Origin of the sequence: Paenibacillus vortex V453, from assembly GCF_000193415.1 — a bacterium.
In the GTDB taxonomy this organism is placed as follows: Bacteria; Bacillota; Bacilli; order Paenibacillales; family Paenibacillaceae; genus Paenibacillus_AQ; species Paenibacillus_AQ glucanolyticus.
In genome coordinates this window covers 1-20548 of sequence record NZ_ADHJ01000022.1, presented here as the reverse complement: position 1 = coordinate 20548, position 20548 = coordinate 1, and the positions used below count along the sequence as shown (strand labels likewise).

15 protein-coding genes and 3 pseudogenes are annotated in these 20548 nt (G+C 48.6%); 1 reads left to right on the top strand and 17 read right to left on the bottom strand.

Annotated features, from left to right (window positions below; all coding sequences use genetic code 11):
• Window positions 1-4: 4 nt before the first annotated feature.
• The 4 genes and pseudogenes from gerQ to PVOR_RS13380 form a co-directional block, all read right to left on the bottom strand.
• Window positions 5-439, bottom strand: coding sequence for a spore coat protein GerQ (gene gerQ / locus PVOR_RS13395; protein ID WP_006209774.1), 435 nt, complete (start codon window positions 437-439; stop codon window positions 5-7).
• Window positions 440-495: 56 nt separating this feature from the next.
• Entirely contained in the window at window positions 496-918 is a 423-nt protein-coding gene (locus PVOR_RS13390; protein WP_006209773.1) for a cell wall hydrolase, read from the bottom strand.
• Between the two features lie 357 nt (window positions 919-1275).
• Window positions 1276-1389, bottom strand: a pseudogene (locus PVOR_RS31715) (ABC transporter ATP-binding protein); the annotation flags it as partial.
• 192 nt (window positions 1390-1581) lie between these two features.
• On the bottom strand, window positions 1582-4263 hold the full coding sequence (locus PVOR_RS13380; protein WP_040680584.1) for a glycoside hydrolase family 78 protein: 2682 nt from the start codon (window positions 4261-4263) through the stop codon (window positions 1582-1584).
• 193 nt (window positions 4264-4456) lie between these two features.
• On the opposite strand from PVOR_RS13380, the gene PVOR_RS13375 reads away from it, so the two are divergent.
• Window positions 4457-5329 (top strand): AraC family transcriptional regulator, encoded by an 873-nt coding sequence (locus PVOR_RS13375; RefSeq protein WP_006209770.1) that lies wholly within the window; start codon window positions 4457-4459, stop codon window positions 5327-5329.
• Between the two features lie 30 nt (window positions 5330-5359).
• Here the strand turns inward: PVOR_RS13375 and PVOR_RS13370 are convergent, their stop codons facing one another.
• The 13 genes and pseudogenes from PVOR_RS13370 to PVOR_RS13310 all read right to left on the bottom strand — a co-directional run bounded on the left by PVOR_RS13370 (window position 5360) and on the right by PVOR_RS13310 (window position 19980).
• Window positions 5360-6178: an NmrA family NAD(P)-binding protein gene (locus PVOR_RS13370; protein ID WP_006209769.1), complete on the bottom strand. Its 819-nt coding sequence runs from the start codon at window positions 6176-6178 to the stop codon at window positions 5360-5362.
• Between the two features lie 144 nt (window positions 6179-6322).
• Window positions 6323-6964: a response regulator gene (locus PVOR_RS13365; RefSeq protein WP_006209768.1), complete on the bottom strand. Its 642-nt coding sequence runs from the start codon at window positions 6962-6964 to the stop codon at window positions 6323-6325.
• Window positions 6961-8673, bottom strand: a complete 1713-nt coding sequence (locus tag PVOR_RS13360) for a GAF domain-containing sensor histidine kinase (RefSeq protein ID WP_006209766.1) — start codon at window positions 8671-8673, stop codon at window positions 6961-6963. The genes PVOR_RS13365 and PVOR_RS13360 overlap by 4 nt, the downstream gene beginning before the upstream one ends.
• A gap of 39 nt (window positions 8674-8712) precedes the next feature.
• Window positions 8713-9102, bottom strand: a complete 390-nt coding sequence (locus PVOR_RS13355) for a GNAT family N-acetyltransferase (protein ID WP_006209765.1) — start codon at window positions 9100-9102, stop codon at window positions 8713-8715.
• Between the two features lie 207 nt (window positions 9103-9309).
• Window positions 9310-10398 carry a copper resistance D family protein gene (locus PVOR_RS13350; protein ID WP_006209764.1) on the bottom strand — a complete coding sequence of 363 codons (1089 nt, stop codon included), beginning with the start codon at window positions 10396-10398 and terminating at the stop codon, window positions 9310-9312.
• Window positions 10398-11036 (bottom strand): copper resistance CopC family protein, encoded by a 639-nt coding sequence (locus PVOR_RS13345; protein ID WP_006209763.1) that lies wholly within the window; start codon window positions 11034-11036, stop codon window positions 10398-10400. Before PVOR_RS13345 ends, PVOR_RS13350 begins: the two co-directional genes overlap by 1 nt.
• Window positions 11037-11207: 171 nt before the next feature.
• Window positions 11208-12336 (bottom strand): annotated as a pseudogene (locus PVOR_RS13340) (glycoside hydrolase family 88 protein).
• 15 nt (window positions 12337-12351) lie between these two features.
• Window positions 12352-13233, bottom strand: coding sequence for a carbohydrate ABC transporter permease (locus PVOR_RS13335; protein ID WP_006209762.1), 882 nt, complete (start codon window positions 13231-13233; stop codon window positions 12352-12354).
• Between the two features lie 15 nt (window positions 13234-13248).
• Window positions 13249-14209 (bottom strand): annotated as a pseudogene (locus tag PVOR_RS13330) (ABC transporter permease).
• A gap of 78 nt (window positions 14210-14287) precedes the next feature.
• Window positions 14288-15865 (bottom strand): extracellular solute-binding protein, encoded by a 1578-nt coding sequence (locus tag PVOR_RS13325; protein ID WP_006209760.1) that lies wholly within the window; start codon window positions 15863-15865, stop codon window positions 14288-14290.
• 195 nt (window positions 15866-16060) lie between these two features.
• Complete coding sequence (locus tag PVOR_RS13320; protein WP_006209758.1) at window positions 16061-18394, bottom strand: AraC family transcriptional regulator; 2334 nt, start codon at window positions 18392-18394, stop codon at window positions 16061-16063.
• Window positions 18395-18744: 350 nt separating this feature from the next.
• The gene (locus PVOR_RS13315; protein ID WP_006209757.1) at window positions 18745-19494 is read right to left on the bottom strand and encodes an SDR family NAD(P)-dependent oxidoreductase; all 750 of its coding nucleotides are present in this window, start codon (window positions 19492-19494) and stop codon (window positions 18745-18747) included.
• 69 nt (window positions 19495-19563) lie between these two features.
• Window positions 19564-19980, bottom strand: coding sequence for a DUF2500 domain-containing protein (locus PVOR_RS13310; RefSeq protein ID WP_006209756.1), 417 nt, complete (start codon window positions 19978-19980; stop codon window positions 19564-19566).
• Window positions 19981-20548: the final 568 nt, after the last annotated feature.

The following is a 20548-nucleotide window of genomic DNA, read 5'->3' as shown; positions in this document are numbered from 1 at the left end:
TGGCTTATCTTGAAGTTGGCGGCGGGTTGCCTATAACACCCGGATATTGGTAATGAAGCGGCTCATCAAATACGACATAATCCAGGTTCACCATCAGCAGGATGATACGGCGTCCAGTCGAACGTTCGCTAATGACAATATGATCGCGTCCAGCAGCTTCGATTACGCCAGTGAACACTTTTGCATTCCATTGCGAGTTGTTTTCATATGTCATGTAAAAGGTAGCCTGTTTGCCCAAGTTCAAACGGAGAATATTCTCAACGTAAGACTGCTCGAATTGAGGGGCCGGCATTACAGTGCCTCCCGGAGTGATCGGGCTTCCGCTTGGAACCTCCGGTGGAATGTTGGCCGTATAACCTGCTGTTCCGCGACCAGGCACTCCCGGATAACGCACTCCATTCATGAAGTTCACAGGTGGCACACCTTGATTGTAGTACATAAGTAATTTCCTCCTTTAATGTATATCTTCCGCAATATGCGGATGTACAACGTGGATCAATAAACTGCCGGGCAATCGCCATATGTTGGACTGAAGAAGCAGTGTGCTTTAAAGCGGCCTGTGTTCTGCTGGTTGTACCAGGTAGGCGGGCAATCCCCTACCGGACGGAAAAACCATAATGCATTGGTTGCCGGCCAGGTGCGCTCTCCATTGATAACTCTTTGGGCTAGGCGCCGGTCGGCCTCCCTGGCTCTTTGATAAAAATAGCCTTTTTGTGTTGCTTCAAACCCTCCCGGGTTCTGGAACACCATATCATTCATGTTGCGGATGTTCATAAAGTCCAAGCAGTTGGACAGTATCCGGTTCACGCCGACATTCCCAACCATGAGCATGCCTTGCTCGCCTTCACCCTCTGCCTCTGCGCGGAGCAATCTTGCCAGAAGATCCACATCATTCGAATTTGCTTTGATGACTGCCACAGAGTTCCCCTCGCTTCCTTAAGATCACTTTGTATCGTATGTGCATTCGCCCATAAATGTGACAGTAGTAGCAGAAAAATATTCTGATGGTGCATTGGAGGGTGAACAACAGGTTGTCATAGGCTTATGCCTAATTTATTTGCATGCTTTTAAATACTATAATCATCGTATCGATTCTATGCGAAGAACGCCTCGAATGCTGCCTATTGGAGCTTGTTCGAGGCGTTCTTTTGTGAGCTTGCCCTATTTCCGAAGGAGGAGTACCATGACCGATTTTGAAGCGATTTATCAGAAGTATTTGAAAGAACAAAAAAATGAAGCAGAGCCTCGTAGGCTCGAGATGCTGGAACGTGAGCTGATTGGAACTAAACTAGAAAATATAAACCCGATCTTCCTTCTCCGAAAGACTGTCAGCTCATCGTCCTTCATATCGAAGATAGACTTCCCGTCAACGATAACTTGACCGCTAGTCCCCTATCCAGATCCCATCCTTTGTTAATATCATTATGGGTATCATACATCCTACTTCTTACATCCTCGTGACAAGAAAATGAAATTGGTTAGAGAACTGCCTCTATCCTATGATTTATTCCTGAACAGAAAAAAGCTCTGTGCCGCAATCCAGCGCGGTACAGAGCTTTAGATTCATACTTTTATTCATCCCTAACTGGAATGACCGGTGAATTTATAACAGAAATGATAATGACCAGATCCTGCTTGAATCACAACGCCGGCTTTGCCATCGCAAGCGGAATGAACGCCCTTGGCTTCAAGCAGTGGCGTCCCATCGCCTTCCGTTACCCTCGTTCCGTCAAAAATACCAGGCAGACGGATTTCCGCTGTTGTATTGGGCGGAATGGTTATCTCCAGCCGGAAGTCCCCAGCATTGCCCAATCTCCAATACGACCGGACCCTTCCATACATCGTATCGATCGTTCCTGCTGCCCACGTCAATCCCTCGCCAGGCACGGGAGCAATCACGATTCGTTTATAACCCGGCGCTTCCTCCACCGTCTGGATTCCGGCAACCGTTCGATACAGCCAATCGCCGATCGCACCGTACGCATAATGATTAAACGAATTCATGTCGCGACTCCAGAAGCTGCCATCTTCCTTAATGCCGTCCCAATGCTCCCATATCGTTGTGGCGCCTTTGGTGACCGGATATAGCCATGAAGGATAGTCCTGCTGGAGCAGCAGCTTATAAGCTGCGTCATGCATGCCCTGCTGACTTAACACATGACTAATGTAAGGAGTGCCCACAAACCCTGTCGTCAAGTGAAACTTGCTCTCTTCCAGCAGAGTGTAAAGACGGGCTGCTGCCCGTTTCTCTGCCGCTTCATCCAGCAATCCGAACATAAGGGCAAGCACATGCGCGGTCTGTGTCGATGCCGCAAGGCGTCCGGATGGGGTCACGAATTCCCTGCGAAACGCGGCTACCACCTGCTCCTTCAGTTTGGAGTACAGGGCCGCATCCTCTTTTTGGCCCAATACTACTGCGGTCCTCCGCAACAATTCAACCGAATAGGCATAAAACGCCGATGCGATCAAATCCCGCTCTGTGGCACCTACGTAGTCACCCGATTTCGCATCCAGTCCCAGCCAATCTCCAAAATGGAAGCCGGTATTCCACAGATATTCATTCTCCCCTTGGCCTTGAATGTAGGCAACCCAGCGCTTCATGCTCTCATATTGCCGTTCCAATATTCGCTGATCACCGTAACTCACATAGATCGTCCAGGGACATATAACCGCTGCATCCCCCCAAGCGGCCGAAGCGAAGTCACCCTTGCCGAGCACATGAGGAACAACGAAGGGAACCGCCCCATCGTCACGCTGTTCTGCAGCCAAGTCGGATAACCATTTGGTAAAAAACGGGGACACATTGGACAGATAGGATGCTGTCTGAATAAACATCTGCGCATCTCCTGTCCAGCCTAAACGCTCGTCACGCTGCGGACAATCCGTGGGTACATCGAGGAAATTCCCCTTAAGCCCCCATCTGATGTTGCTCTGCAATTGATTCACCAAGGGTTCGGAGCACTCAAAGGTCCCCGTCTCTTCAAAATCCGAATGAACCACAACGGCTTCAAAAGCTTCATGATCCAACTGCTCCTCCGTGAATCCGGATAATCGAACATACCGAAAGCCCTGGAATGTAAAATGAGGTTCATAGGTTTCTTTGCCATCACCCTTTAATGTGTACCCGATGGTTTGTTTAGCCGTTCGGAGATTCTCGGTATAGAAATTCCCCTCGCTATCCAATATTTCGGCATGTTCCAGTGTCACCACAGCGCCTTCTGTCCCCGTAAGACTGAAACGGACCCATCCAACCAGGTTTTGTCCAAAATCAATGACCATCTCGCCTTTAGGCGTAACCAGCCACTCAGTTGGCCGTACCGTTTGGATTGCTCTTACAGGTTCGTTAATCTGAGGCTTCAACATGTCATAACCATGCTCCAGCGATTCCACTCCATGCCAATCGCGAGACATATAATCCGGTGTGCTGAAATCCTCGAATTCCAGGCGGGCGTCATAGGTTTCGCCGTGATAGATCTCTGACATTACAATCGGACCTTTGGCTGACTGCCAGCTTGAATCTGTTGTGATCAGCTCCTCGCTCCCATCCGTGTATGTTATATGCAGTTCTAACAGCAAGGCTAGTCGATCTCCATAGATGGCACCCTTCTCCTGCCAGCCCAATTGCCCTTTGTACCAACCATTTCCGAGCCATGCTCCAATCGCATTCTGCTCCGTTCTTAACATGTCCGTTACATCATAGGTTTGCGTCTGAATCGTATGCTTATAACTGGTCCAGCCAGGCGTGAAATAACGATCTCCCACCCGCTGCCCGTTAAGCTCCAGCTCATATAGCCCTAATGCCGTTGCGTATATTCGTGCCTGCCTGACGGAGGAATTCAGCCGGAAACTTTTGCGGAGGAGCGGCAGATGCGGGGAGTCGGTGGGCAGCAACGATAAGGGTGCAGAAATCCATTCCCCTGCCCACTGCTCCCCTTCCAGCTTACCGGTCTCCCAATATGCGATATCTGACCATTCCGATAATTCCCCGTCTTGATTCCACAGGCGCACGCGATAGTTATAGCGCTTACAAGATTTTGTATCCAGCTCCTCCAATTCAACATGAACCGATTGTGATGAAGCCACTTTTCCCGAGGTCCAGTAAGGATCAGAGAAATTGGGAAGATTCGAAACCTCAATCTCATAAGCGGTTTGGCTGACCGCTCTTTCATCCGAATCCAGCCTCCAGCTTATACGAGGACATCTCTCTCCAATACCAATCGGGTTATGCTGATACTCACACCGCAAGTCCGTCACCTTAAACATAATCAAGCCTCCGTTCACTTCATATTTATGGCACACACCTTGGTTATAGGACTTCTGCCGGAATGCAATATTCCACATTCGTGCCTATTTCAACTATTATTATAAGTGAACATCATCTCAATATTATGGGTATAACGGACAAGTGCATGCGGTATTACGGACTTTCTTCCGTTATGGTCCAGGAGGGGCATATATGATGAAAAGACCGATGGAAACCTACTATGGAGATCGCTTTTTCCGGGATGACACCATGATGTACGTGAATCGAAATGCGGAGAATTTTTCAGGCTCATACCATAACCATGATTTTTTGGAAATCGCTTATATTGTGGAAGGTGAAGGCTTTCATCATCTGGAGAACACGGTGCAGCGAGTCCGCAAAGGCCATATTTTCTACATACCGCTCGGCGTGTCCCACGTATTCCGGCCTACTTCTGCAAACGGGAAGCCGCTCATTGTGAACAACTGCATATTCTCTGTACGGCTGCTGTCCAAGCTGATTGCCTTTGCTTCAGATTCCGATACAGCATCCTTTCTGCAACGAATGCAGGACGGCTCTCTTGGGTATAAATCGATTATGGACCAGCATGACCGTTTCGAGAAGCTGTTCGACTCCCTCTATGAACAAAATGCCATGCCAATCCGTGGGTCAGCTGTTTATTTGCACACTCTGCTTCTTCAGCTGGTCATTGAATTCAGCCGGGCAATCGAGCATTTGCATTCAAAGCCTTCAGAACTTCAACATCATTCATTTCAAGATGTTCTTCAATACGTGGAGAGACATTACATGCACGAGCTTTCGCTAACGGTTCTTGCCCATATCAGCGGATTCAGCGAACGCCATCTGCAGCGCTTGTTCCGCCGATATACCGCTCAAAGCTGGCATCATTACTTACAGACCGTACGTGTTCGGATGAGCCGGGAGTTGCTGCGAACGACCCCGGATAAAGTCAGTGCAATTGCCGAGAAGGTAGGTTATAAGGACATTCACTCCTTTAACTCGGTATTCAAAAGGAATACCGGACTCACACCGGGTCAGTACCGCAGTGAAACCAGGATCGATTGAACAGAGGTCCAACTCCTAATAACGGAGTCCTCAAACTTTGAACAATTTTACATGCTCTTGCGCCCACTCGGCAAAGGTTCTGGCAGGTCGGCCCGTTACGATTTCAACTGTTGGATTGACGGTGTAGGCTTCGACCGGAGGGTTCATATGCCAGTTGATGACATAATCCATGATGTCCTCCCCTACTCCAAGTTCCGCCATGCGTTTACGCTCCTGCTCCTCTGTTAAGCGGATGAATTGAATGTCTCTGCCGATAAGATCGCTGAGGATTCGAACCTTATCTTGAACGGATAATGCTTCGGGACCGGTTAAGGTATAGATTTTACCGGCATGACCGTCTTCCGTCAGGGCTGCGGCAGCTACCCGTCCAATATCTCCTTCATGTATCAATGCACTGATCGAGTCTCCATAAAGATCACGGACGACCCCCTCCGTTCGTATCGACTCCCTCCAGCTCAGCACATTGGACATGTATTCAACCGGCTGCAGCTGTGTCCATTCCAGATTGCTTGATTCAACTGCATGCTCTACCGTACCTTTCTTTCCGTCCCATAATACACTCACTCGCTGAACCCCTGCTGCTTCGGCAGCTGCAATGATCTCTTTCCCTGTCGTAAGCGGAACGTAGCCTGTTCCAGTGGTAATTAAATGCAGACCGCTCACCCCCTCTAATGCGGGTACCAGAGTGTCAGGATTACTTAAATCTCCGCCGACAACTTCAACAGCTGCAGGCAATTTAGCTGAAGCCGGATAGCGGCTAAGCGCCCTTACCTTATGACCGGCCTTAAGCAATTCTTCCACCACATGACGTCCTACATTTCCGGTTGCACCTGTGACCAAAATCGTCATTTTCATTCCCTCCCTATGGGTGATTGTTGTATTTCCATTAAACCGCAATTCGAAGTGGGTTACGTCCAGCGCTGGTCTTATGCCAGCATTATAAAAAGGCCTTATCCAAAGATAAGACCTCTCACTACGACCATAGTCTGATATTTACTTGCCGTACCAATGGTTCCTGATCGCATACAGCGCTGCCTGGGTTCGATCCTGCACCTCCATTTTTCCTAAAATATGAGTTATATGCGTCTTTACGGTTTTCTCGGTAATATGCAGCTCCACCGCAATCTCTTTATTGCTCCGCCCCATTGTAATTTGTTCGAGTACATGCTGTTCACGCTTGGTCAGAATATCAATCCCTTTGGCAGCTTCCCCGTCTGTTGCTACATGAGCGATTAACTGGTTTGTCACTTGGGGATGAAGCATTCGATTCCCGTTAACGGCAGCCACGATGGTCTCTACCAACACTTTGGGTTCAATATCCTTCAACTGATATCCAATGGCTCCCGCTTTGATGGCTGGCAGGACGGAATCACGGTCGGCAAAACTGGTAAGTATGATAACCTTGATATGAGGAAATTCGCTTGTGATCCGTTTTGTGGCTTCAACTCCATCCATCTCCGGCATCATCAAATCCATCAATACGACATCAGGCTGCAGCATTTCTGCCTTAGCCAGAGCTTCGCGCCCATTCAGCGCCTGATCCACAATTTCAATCATGGGCTGGGTCTGCAAGAAATAACGCAAGCCCCTTAATACAACGAGATGATCGTCAACGATGAGAACTTTAATCTTCATGCATCTACAACCTCTTTCTCAGTCCATAACGGAACCATGACTGTCAGCATTGTCCCTGTACCTTCTTCACTGCTAATGCTTAAGGTTCCTTGGATCTCGGCTGCCCTCTCCTTCATGCTGGTAAGCCCAAGCGAACGGTGATGCTGCTCTGAAGAACTGGGGGTAAACCCCCGCCCTTGATCAGAAATTTTCATATATAAATGGGGACCGACCTTCTCCATTCTGATCCATGCGCGATTCGTTCCCGCGTGTTTGCTGACATTGTTTAACGCCTCCTGGCCGATTCGATACAGCGTCCCTTCCACCTGCTTTGTAAGCTCCGGAATTTCCTTCATGAGAAACGTGAGCTGTATGCCAAGCTTCTCGGCATAATCCCTCAAAGAACCCAGTATCCCTTTCGCTTCCCCGGAAGGCCTCAGCTGCCAGATTAACGTCCGCATTTCGGTCAGCGTTTCCTGAGCCAACTGTCCAATATCACCCATGGCTTCTGCCGTATCCGAATTCTCATGCAGGGTCTGCTCGCGAACCCCTTGTGCAAGCAGTGATAGAGAGAATAGCTTTTGATTAACCGAATCATGTAAATCCCGCGCCAGGCGGTTCCGTTCTTCGACCAATAGCAGATCTTGCCATTCATAATATAAACAAATCTTTTCAATCGCAAGTGAGATATGCTCTGCCAGCACCTCCAGTATTTGGATCTCCAATTCACTAAAGGACGGGTTCTCCCTACCAATGAAGAGTACGCCCACCATCTCATAGGTTTGAAAAATACGCTCATGATGCTTTAAGGGCAGCGCTGCGGTATACATATAAGGCTGTACGCCCGGAAGTATCCGAACCGGACCTTCATGAACCACCACCTTCTGTTCCTCATACGCACGATGTACGCTTCCTGTTTTTTTGCTCGTTTTCTTAGAGCCCTTACGAACAAGCTCCTTAAGATTGTGTGTCACGCCATTCTGCCGAAAGGTGCGCAGATGCAAGTCATCATTTTCGTCAGACGTAATCATGGCTACACTTGGCCAGTCAAACGACTGAGCAAGCTGCTCCACAATGGCCGTATACATTTTGTTCATGTCATTAATTTTCCAGAGGTATCTTGTCACCTTGCTTGCCTTGGCATAATAATCCACGATAAAACGAGATATGCTATCCACTGCTTGCTTCTCCTTCTGCTCGGAGAGCCTCGTCCGCTCAACGGCAGTCCCAATCTGATAAGCAACAGATTGTAAAAGTGCCAGCTCACCCGCGCTGAAATGCTCTTTGCCCGGTGAGCCTACATTCAGCAGCCCCAATCGTTTTCCTTGAACGGTCAGGGGGATTGTAGCATGATGGGTCAAATTGCCGGTTTCTCCCCAGCTCTGTTCAATTGCGTTATATAAACGTTCGCATTCAATAATCGTAACAGGTTCATTTAAGCTTCCAGCCCAATGCATACGAAGACATAAGCAGTCCCCACATCGCATCGGTTTTTTATCTTCCCTGGCTAGAGCTGGAGGGAGATTGAAATCCGCCATCTTATCATACTCCGGTTTATCACCAACCAGAAAAGTCCAGCCTGTCTCAAGATGGGTTAACTCCAGCAGCCGTTCAAGCGTCGTCTGAAGCATTTGCTTCATGTCGTTGCTCTCATTCAGAGTTTCTGCAATGGTCTTTAGAATCATCAATTCTTCAACATACTGATCTTTATCACACAGTATCAGACTCACCTCCACTCCATTCCTAAAAATGAAATTACCCTAGATTCTTTAAAGCCGTTTCTCGAGCATAACCTCATCTTCCTGGATATAACCCGACTTGGCATAAGCTCCGATCGCCTGATCGTTGTCGTGACCTGTCAGCACCTTAACCGTCTTCACTCCACGCTCAACCAGCTGTTCCTCCAGGTATGCGATAAGCATTCCTGCCAGCCCCTGTCTTCTCGCCCGCTCCTGAACATACATCTCCGTAATTTCGCCCATAAGCTCAGGGTAACAGAAGGACTGAAAGGACTGCGCACAGGCAAATCCCACAGGAACATCATTCAAATAAGCAATCGCCACAATCTCGTGCGCCTGTTTCAAGCTTCGCTCCACATCCTCCTGCGGCATTAGAGCTTCATTAAATTCCTCATTCAATTGAACCAGAACGGAAGACATCGGAATGAGATGCCATGCGAACCTGTTTGTGAATATCCATTCTATGTATCCTCCATTATCATCCTTTTAAAATATGGAAAAATATGCTATGTTGTTCCTCCAGTATACCACCTTCTCCAGCCTTTTATATACTTTGGGGTATCAAAAAAAGGGTCCTTGCTGCAAACACAGCAAGAACCTTTTTCAATTCCAAATCACTCGGCTTGTTCAGCCTGCATTAACCGAGAACATCAGACCGCAGTATATCAGCACAACAGCGCCTAACCCACTTAAGAGTCCGCCGGCAGCCGCGCGGTTCCTGCGAAATACATTCACGACATTCCACAAGAGGACAAGCCCGATACACAGGCTAAGAATCCCTATCCAGCTCCATGTAAATGCCAGTTCACCGATCGTAAACCCGGGATGGAACCAGACAAAGGTTGAAGCAGGACCGTAGGATGCCAGCGTATCTGTGACATCATGCGGGGCCGGCTGCTGGTTCATATACCCCGTTGCAATATATATCAACCAGATGAGAATGCTCTCGCTTCGCGCCCATGCCGTCGGTTGATAGCTTGCGTCATGGCGAAGCTTGCGCTTAACCAGATGACCGTTAACAAAGGCGAAGACCAGCAGCGGCAGGATCAGAATGTGCTTGACAAGCAAGGCCTGTCCGTAGGATAACGTCCAGCTGTTCACGGGATCCGGCGTCACCGCCGTCATCAGGAACAAACCTGATCCGATCACGATGACAACGCAGACGATTGCTGCTGGATGAAACCATCTCAGAAATGCACCCCAGCGCTCTGGATCCGTACTGAACCACCCTGTAATCAGCAAAGTTCCCGTCCAAATGGCCATCGCTGTAAAATGGCCAAAAAATGCAAGCTGCCCTGCGCTTTCGAATAAGGACGCTGCGTGGTTAAACGAGGACATGGCTGCTGCAATACCCAGCAAGGCAACCGGCATAAGCCAGCGTAATACCGTGCCTGAATTTTGGCGGACGATGATGGTCAAGACCGCCAGCAGTATCGAGAGGACCAGGATCCAGGCATAACGTTCGCCTTCACTGAACTTGAACATAATACTGTTAAAGGACTGCCAGAACCCAATATCATCCTTGAAGAACATCATAATCTGCAGCAGAGGGACGAAGCCGCACACCATAATGGCCACAGCTGAAACCGGACCCAGCCAGGCTGGCAAGGAAATTTCAGGTTTATATGCTTTTGGCACCAGGGACAGCACCGTGATACCTGCCAGAACGGCATAAGCTAAATATAAGAACGGTTCACTTAACCAGTAGTAAGACATTATTTTCTCTTCCGCGATGCTCGAACTCCAAAATATCCTGCGACAAATGCCACGATGACTATAATAGCGATCCAAATAGCAGATCCGCCACCTTCAGATGATTCGGCAGCCGGAGTGTTCTCAGCTTGCTGACCCTCAGTCGCGGTCTGATCGGTGTTGTCAACTGCCGTGTCATCAGCAGGTGTTCCTTCATCCTGCGCATCACCGGCATCCGCAGGCGTGTCTTCGGTATCGGCAGGCGGTGTTTCCGGCGCAGTCTCCGCTTCCGGCACTTCTACCTCGAAGGCATACGTCCCGTCAACAGGATGTCCATCACCGCCAACAATCTTCCATTCTACCGTGTAAGAACCGGATGGAAGAGGTGCTGCCAGCGTACCCAGCAGCGTACTCTGGGTTACTTTTACCTCCGACACTTCTACCGACTCGCCTTGCGCATTTTTAATCTTGACCGTACTCAAGTTTTCATCGATATTTTCATTAAAGGTTAGACTGACTTCCTTGACGCTTTCCGTCAGCTTGGCATCCGCGGCAGGCGTACTGGTTTCCAGCTTGGAATGGGCCCATGTTGCTGTCGGGAACACCAGCACAAGCAGCAGACCCAAGGTCAGCAAAACTGAAGTTTTCACATGTTTCAACACGTATATCTCCTCCAAACCATTATCTCAAATTTGAATCTTCCTCATCATAACAAAGTCATTTCGACAATGCCAATGAGTATATTGTGAACAATGATTTTCAAATATTTTACACAAAAAGGGCATGCCGCATATGACGCGACATCCCCTCAATGTTCCATGTAGCTGATCTACCTATTCTCTCTCATACCAATAACCCGGTATCCTCTGGGTCAGCCGCAGCAGTGCTTCAAGATAATAATAGTCGCCCCAGATCATATAATCGTCCGGTCCCATTCCACCTCTGACATAATAGGAACCGTGCTTGATCAAGCCTTCTTCCCCTTCCTCTCCAAGAGTAGAATATCGGCTTGCCAGGGAGGTCATCGACCGTTCGACCGCATCTGTCAATAGCCCTTTATTGCCATCTTCATTCTCCAGATGCTCCAATATTTCCAGCATGCCGCATGCTGCAATCGCAGATGCGGAGCTGTCGCGAGGTGTATCCGCTTCAACCGGAACATCGAAATCCCAATAAGCAACGTTATCCTCCGGCAGATGGCTGATAAAAAAGACGTGCCGCTCGTATAGCCGTATCCAAGTACTTCGCATCACGGGTATAACGGTATGACAGCGCAAACCCGTAGATCGCCCAAGCCTGGCCGCGCGTCCAGGTGGAGCCGTCGTGATACCCCTGATGCGTCCCGCCTCCGATGGGAGTTCCATCCGACGGATTGAAGTAGAACGTATGATACGAGGAGTCGTCCCCTCGCATTAAATACCTGCGGCTCTTATCCGCATGCGCCACAGCCACAATCCGGTATCGCTCATCTCCGGTTTGGTTATAGGCCCAGTACAGCAGCGGAATATTCATCATGCAATCGATGATGATGCGTCCTCCGTTCTTCTCGTCCCCCTTCCGGCCCCATGCCTGAATATACTGTCCTTCCTCCCGCCAGCGCAGCATCAGATGGTCGGCAGCTTTCAGAGCGAGCTGTTTGCCCTCTTCATGCTCGTCCACGATCCACGCCGCTAATGCAGACGGCAGGTAGAGGAACCCGATGTCATGATGATCCAGATGCCGCTTCTCCTGTAAGCGCAGCTTATAATCCTCCAAGTGCGCTAGTGCCGTCTCCTTAAACAACGGTTCCTTCGTATATTCATAACTCAGCCAGATCATTCCGGTGTAGAACCCCTCGATCCAGTCATTGCTCTCTCCCCACTCGTAACGCTTCTCCGCCGTGATATGCGGAAATTTCTTCGGATATCGGCTCATATTGCTCTTGATCTTTTGGATCGCATCCTGAATGGCTTGTTCCCACATGATTTTACATTCCTCCTATTCTTTGATGGCTCCGATCATAACGCCCTTCACGAAATATTTCTGCAAAAAAGGGTACAGGAACAAAATCGGCAGCGTAGCCACCATAATTGTTGCGTATTTGATCGTTTCGCCCACCGGCATCCGGTCTCCTCCGCCTACTGAGGTCATCATGCTGTTGGTGTCGTTCTGAATCAGAATCTCGCGCAGAATCAGCTGCAGCGGGAACAAGTTCCGGTCCCTTAAATAGATGAGTGCATCAAACCATTTATTCCAGTGCCACACTCCGTAAAAGAGTACCATAACCGCAATGACCGGCAGCGACAGCGGAATGATGATCCGGAACAGAATCGTCCAGTCGTTGGCGCCGTCAATCCGCGCGGATTCCTCCAACGCATCGGGGACCCCTTGAAAAGCGGTTCGCATAATAATCAAGTTCCATGTTGTCATGGCGCTTGGAATAATCAGTGCCCAGTACGTATCCAGCAGGCCGATGTTTTTCATTAACAGGTATTTCGGAATAAGCCCTCCGTCGAAAAACATCGTCATGACAATCAGCATCATAATGGTGCTTTTCCACATGACGTTTTTTCTGGATAGACCATAGGCTCCAAGAGCCGTCATCAGAATGTTCAGCGTCGTTCCGACCGCTACATAAAAGATTGTGTTCAGATAACTGCGAATGATGTTCGGATTCTCAAATACCATCCGGTAGGAATCCAGCGAGAACCCCTTGGGCCACAGCAGGATTCCCCGATGCTGAACGAACTCGGCAGGCGTACTGATCGAAGCAAACAATACATATAGAAACGGGTACAGCGTTACGATTGACAGCAAACATAGAAGAATCACATTCGCCGCATCAAATATGACCTCACTGATTGATTTTGAAGTTCGCATAGATGGCCCCCTTTCCTACCACAGCTTCGTATCGGTAAAGCGTTTGCTGAGATAATTGGCTCCAATGAGCAGAATAAAGTTAATGAGGGAATTAAACATGCCGACGGCCGCACTGAAGCTGTAACTCGCCTCCAGAATCCCCTTGCGGTAGACGTAAGTGCCGATAACGTCCGCAGTCTCATAAATAACCGGATTATACATAATCAATATCTTCTCGTCCTGAAGCGCCATAAATGAACCAATCCGCAGGATCAGCAAAATGATAACCGTTGGCAGGATGCCTGGCAGTGTAATCTGCAGCATCTGCTTCCACCGTCCGGCACCGTCTACCTTCGCTGCTTCATACAAGGATGGATCGATGTTCGAGATGGCTGCAAGATAAATTATGGAGCCCCAGCCAATCCCCTGCCAGATGGCAGACGAGGTATATATCGTTCGGAACCATTCAGGCAAACGCATGAAGGAAATCGGTTTTCCACCGAAATACGTCACTAATTGATTGATCAATCCGTCAACGGACAAAAAATCCACCAGCATGCCGACAACAACTACCACAGAAATAAAATGAGGGATATACGTAATGGACTGCACGGTCCGTTTAAATACCCGATGCCGCACCTCGTTCAGCAGCAACGCCAGCACAATCGAGGCGGGAAACACAAATATCAGGTCGTACGCGCCCAGGATAAATCGTATTGGATACGACCCGTTCAAAGAAAAAACCGTTAAAGAAGTCGCTGAAATGCTGAAAGCCGACCCAAGGGCTGTGCCATATTCCAAGTCCTGCCGAGAAGTTTTTGAACGCAATCTGCAGCCCGTACAGCGGACCGTAATGAAACACGGCATAAAATGCCACAACCGGAAGCAGCATCAGGTAGATCATGGAATTCCGGCGAAAATCCTTTGCAACTCTTATTTTGAAGCTATCTGGTTTATTCCGTATGACAACGCGGTTGGTCTCTTCCTTGAGCTGCACCGAATGCCCTCCTCTGATACAAGATCGAACACGCCGGAAGGGAGAAATCTGACTTCTCCCTTGGCATGCTTCGTCAACTTAACGGCTGTTGAATCGGTCGAGCGCAGCTTGCTGAATCTGAAGCGCTTCTTCAATGCCCATTCCCTGAAGCGTCTGGACGAATTGATCAAACCCGCTGATTGGCTCCACGCCCATAATGAATTTATTGACCATCTCTTCGTAATAGGTATTAATATCATTCATGATGGAGGCATAACGAGTGCTCTCTTCAGCCGTTGGCGAAATAATCGGCATCAAGCGCTTATTATCCGCCTTCATCCATGTCTCGATGGCTGCTTTCTGCTGAGGAAGAGCGGAATACTGTTCAATATACCGGCGATCCTGGACAAAAGGTCCCGAGTAGCTGGCGAGGTTATATTTGGACAGCGCTTGGGTGATGGATAAACCATCCGGGTTCTTCATCACTTCGTCCGTATAGGCCGGGTACCCGTCCTTCATGCTGTAGCTGACGCCTTCTACGCCAAAATTAAACAGCATATGTCCTTCTTCGCCGTACTTATAATCAAGCCACTTTACGGTCTCCACCGGGAATTTGTTCGCTTTCGTAATCGCCGCCCCGAATCCATTAAATGGCGAATCCTTCTGCCCCAGGATCGGAGTGTCGCCCTTCTTCAGCACAACGTTAGGAGCACCCAACAGTTTCACATACCGGATTGGTATTTCAGCACTAAGCTCCGAATATCGGCCCAAGCTGCTTCCCATGTATCCGGAGAATGCGCCCAATTGATTGTTAGTCACCTTGGCATCCTTCAGTGTGGCATCTGTTGCGGCGTAATCCTGATCGATCAGCCCTTCGGCATACCATTTGCTCATCGTCTCCAAATACGATTTAAACTCCGGTTGAATAGGGCCGTAGCTTACCTTGCCATCCACCTGGTAAAACCCTGTCGTAATTCCCCAGGCTCCGATAAACGCATGATTCAATGCCGTCATATCCAAGTCAAGCAGGAGCGGAATTTCATCGGCCTGCCCGTTCCCGTTTGGATCCTTGGTTTTGAATGCGGTTAACACTTCATGCCACTCATCCATCGTTTCCGGTACGGACAGCTTTAATTTCTCAAGCCAATCCTCGCGGAGAATGATGCCGTTATAGGTCAGCAAATACTCATCCCCGCGGATAAAAGGAAATACGTAAATGTTGCCGTCGTCTGTCGTTATGAGTTTTTTGTATTCCGGATGCTCGTTTAACAGCTTTGATATATTCGGTGCATGCTCTTCAATCAGCTCATTCAGTCGAATGATCGTTCCATCCGAAATGGCTTTGTCCGGTCCGCCGGATACATTAGCCCAGCCGTACTCGATGACATCTGGCAAATTGCCCGAGGATACCATAATATTGAAGGCATCTGCCTCCTGTCCGGCAGGGGGATGCTGAAACTTAAGCCGGGTCCCCGTCAATTTCTCCATTTCCTGATAAGCTGCAATCCCGTTCATATCCTGCATCGTTGCCGATGCGTTGGCGTTAAGAGATACCCAGTACGTCAGCTGTCCCGGATAACCCGGCTCACCCTTTGAAGAAACACCGGCTCCTTCCTGCCCTTTTTCGCCCGCAGGATTCTGAGCTCCCGAGCTTTTCCCGCTGCATCCAGCCAGCATGGCTACGATTAATATGAAAATTGCCAGCCTTGTCGCTCGTTTTTTGGTTTGTTTTCAAATCACGACGCCTCCCTTTTTCCTGTTTGAATGATCATCCGATTTAACCAAGGACCGAAGTGAATCAGCCCTGTTTAAATTCTAGGGTCAAAGCGCCTTCATCGTATACCGTACACATTCATGATCTGTTAACAGAGATTAAGAATTGAGATGATCATTTCTTAAGGTGGATGGTAGAGAATGCAGAGTTTCCTTGTATTTTCCCGGGGTTATTCCTTCATATTTTTTGAATACCCGGATAAAACCCACATCGCTGGTATAACCGACGGAACGGGCAATATGTGAAATCGTGTTTTTGGCATCCTTCATCATTTCCTTGGCATGCTCGATCCGAATCTTGGCCAGATAATCCGTCAGGTTGGTGCCGCTGTTCTTCTTGAAGAAAGCCGACAGGTACGGGGGCGTAATGTTGAACTGCTCGGCGATGGAAGCCAGACTGATCATGGTATCGTTGTGATGATCTTCGATGTAGATTTTGATTTTTTCCAGCAGCAGTGAAGAGGAATCTCCTCTCTGCTCTCCCACGTACAAGCAGACCTTGCCGAACATCCACTTCACCTCCTGATATAACTCTTCCACTGTGCTGCCTTCGGTGATATCCTCGATTGTTTTGCCAGCTGTTCCGAAGATGTCCTCATACTTCAAATTTAAAGCATTGAGCAGTTTGAACATTGTGCTGAGCAGGTTCGCGAAGAGGAGTCTCCCCAGATCCGGTGAGATGGACTTGCCCATAAAATTGTTGCTGTACAGGCACTGAATAATGTCTTGAGCTTTATCGACATCCCCGCTCTTCATCGCGTTAATGAGCTTGACCTCCGTCTCGATGGGAAAATCATAATACACCTCCGTCTTTTGTTTCATTTCATCATAGAACAGGATCGGTTTATAGGCTGTAAATATGGAATATTCGAGTGCTTTCAGGCTCTCGGTATAACCGCTGGACAAACATCCGGGGCCTGTATGAATCCCGCTGATTCCGATCGTTGTCACGGTTTTGAAGCGTAGTTCGATGACCTGTTTCACCTGCTCCGCCCATTCAACCAATTCCTCTAGCCCGCACTGCTGAGAGTCGGGCACGTTTAATATGATAGCAACCAGATTTTTCTCCAGTTCCACCGAGTAAGCGGCAAAAGGATGGATTTCCTCCGCTACCTTGCCGGTAACGAACCGGATCAGTGCCCACTCGCTTTCGCGCTCGTTATGAATAAATCCACTGGCATCCCTGAGCTCGATCAAGGCAACAGCAAACCCCCGCTCCGGAAACGAGATGCCCATGAACGCCATGGCATGATCGGACATATCACTTGCGTCCACATTACCCTTCAATAAACGCTGCAAAAAGTTGGAGCGGATGACCGGCGTTTGCCTGGACAGCTGCTCCCTCATCTCCGTCTGCCTGCCAAAGGAATCGGCCATCGTCGATTTGATGAAATCATATTCATTGCGAACGGCCCCCTCCCGTGCCGGGTGCGCCTGCCGAATAAAACGGATAATGTCACGCAGCGGATAATACGCCCGATAAGTCATGAACGCGCAAGCGGCTACCCCGGCGGCCAGACAGATCACAAGAACGCCGGCGGCCATTCTTTTGACCATATTGACCTTCTCCATGAACACTTTCTCGGGCACGATGGATACGTATTCCCACCCGCTTCTCTTCGAGATTGCCGACACAGTCATCATCGGATGATCCTCCGGTGTCTTCCCGACTCGGCTGACCGAGGCTGCTCCGGCACTTAAAATAACTTGTCCGCTGGCATCCTTGATATATATCGTCCCATGATTTGTCTTCACGATCTCTTCCAGGAGCCCTGTAATCTGTCGTTCGTCAATCAGCATGATTAGCGCACCTTTCGGATGGTTCTTCTCTCCAAATGGAAGCGTTTGCATATATGTCAGCATCCGTTTCTGATTCAAACCTTTCCCGACCTCCGTCACGGGCAAGTAACGGTTAAAGTGAACGCCGTGCAGGATATCCGACCGATACTGTTCATAGGTTAGATTTTCATATCCATAAATATCGGAGAACAAAACGCTTGAGGTTGTCTTTAAGGTTGGACTCAGAACCGTGTTGCTCTCCCTTAAATAGACATAAAAATCAGTAATAAAGCTGCTGCTGTTGCGGTAACGCTGCATTTCCTGCATAAAGCTGAAGTAATTGTAATGCTCGATGCCATTCTGAGGCGAGCCTGCCTTGAGCAGCGCGTCCAGCCTTGGATTCGACGTGATATTCCGGGAAATCAAATGCATCTCATCCAATCGGCCGTCCACTACCTGCTTGGCTTGCTCAATCAGCGCCATGTTGCTGTTATTCGCGTTCTCGATCATAATCTTCTCAATACGAGCATACAATCCGCCGAATACAATGACCGGGATCAACAGCACGACAAGATAGGACATGAGCAATGTAACGAACACGGACACGCGATTGGAACGCTCCATTCTTGCACTGGTTGTCGTCGACTTCCCCATACCCTCATTCCTTCCGGTTTCAATGGTTATATATCTTCCGTACTTACATTAATTACATCATACTGTTTTTATTTAACATGAACAGGCCATCTTCAAAAATGTTAATCGATCACGAATTTGTATCATGCTCGAAGGCTTCAGCCTCCACTAAGGCCACAACGAAATTCCTCCACCATGCTGTGCTCATCAGAAGCGATAACGCCAATCCATGAGATGAATTAGCCTCATCGAAGTGTGGTGTGTCCTCTAATTGCTCAGTGGTTCAACATTCTCAGCGGCCGCAAGAACAACGCAAAAAAAAGGAACGCCTCCATAGAGACGCTCCTTTTTGGGGTTCAATCCGATTCAGCTTAAGGCTCATAGATCATTTTGCGGGTCATGCCCCCGTCAACGACAAGATGCGCACCTGTCACAAAGTCATTATCCGGATCGGTGAAATAGAAACAGGCTTTGGCAATATCAGCAGGAACTCCCACCCGCCCCGCTGGATGCTGCTTGTGGTCCTCCGAGCGAAGATTGTCATAGCTGCCGGTCTCAATCCATCCCGGACTAATGCAATTCACCCGAATCCGATCAGGTCCAAGACTAATTGCCATCGCATGACTCAATGCAACAATGGCTCCTTTGGAAGCCGCGTAGGCTTCTGAATTCGGCTCGGACATGATGGAGCGTGTGGAGGATATATTGACAACAGCTCCGCCTGCACCCGACTTTTTCATATATAATGCGGCTTCACGCGTCGCAAGAAAACAGCTTCTGGCATTGGTATTCATGACATCGTCCCAATCCTCAACAGACAGCTCATAGGGAGATTTCCAGCGGGATACTCCTGCATTGTTGATCAGGATGTCGATCGAACCGCCATGTTGAACGGCTTCTGCCATGAGGCGTTTAATATCTTCTTCCTTTCGTACGTCACAAGGGATGAAGGCCGCCTTCAGTCCTTGTTCCGTCAAGGAGTGTGCCGCCAGGCTTCCCTGCTCCTCGTTAAAGTCGCTTAATATGACTCGCGCTCCGCTTGCAGCATAGGCTTCCGCCAATCCGCGGCCTATCCCATTGGCAGAGCCCGTAATCACGACTGTTTTATTCTCAAAATTCATTCGCAGCTCCTCCTTTTTCTCCTACATTATATACCACAGGAGGAAGCTGACTAAAATCAAGTCCGACATTTATTTAGGATGCTCATAACCCCTCACCACGCCGAGATGTGCCTTCGGGTGCCGTGCAAATCCGTAATACCGGGTACCTTGGAAACGCAGTAGCCCCTCGTCACCTTCCGCACACATGCCGAATTCTTCACCGTTTACAATAAACTCCATCCGATCTCCGCTCTCAACTTCAAAAGTAAGATAATAGGTGGTACGAGTACGGCTCGACATCGTATCATCTGTCTGCTGCGTGTGTTTCACTTCCGTTCGCTTGCTCACAATTTTGGAATCAACCGATAGCAAAGGCTGTCGGTTATTCTGACTCCACTGCAAGATTCCCTTACCGGCCGACAGCAAAATGATCCCGATGACGACGATGAAAAACACGGGCATTACGCTGCCGAAAAAATCGAACATCCAATCTGATCCCGATCCCATACGGCTCCCCCCTCCACCTTGTCTTGAAATATGTATATGCTTCTTCTTGGACAATTTAACTCATATGTCGTGGAAAGTTTGATTGAAATTTTAAAGAACTTGTCCCTTTCTGAAAACGCCAAAAAGAAGCTGGTCTCTGCTCTTGGTCAGCTTTCAGCTTCTTCGTGGGACTCAAACACCCTGATCTATTCATTTTCCTTCTCATCGCCATTCACATTCAATCGTAAGCCAATCTCAGCCATTTTGTTGTCTCTTCTTGTCCTGTCATTTCTTGATCCTCAGGTGTCAGTTCCTGTTCATTCCAGCATGCCAGGCATTGTTCCTCCGTATCGCATAAACATGCATCATCACAATGGTAACACAAGCGGAGGAAATTTATCGTCACTTGATCGGTATGCATATGAATCGTTCCCTTCTCTAACATAATGGAGTATCTAATTACATCTTTATAGTAGCATAGATATTCACTTATTATTGTGATTAATTTCACAATATAATGTCAATAAAAAAAGGCTGTACCGGATCTGACTCTGAAGTTACCCCCAAAAGTTAGACACGGTTATTTCAT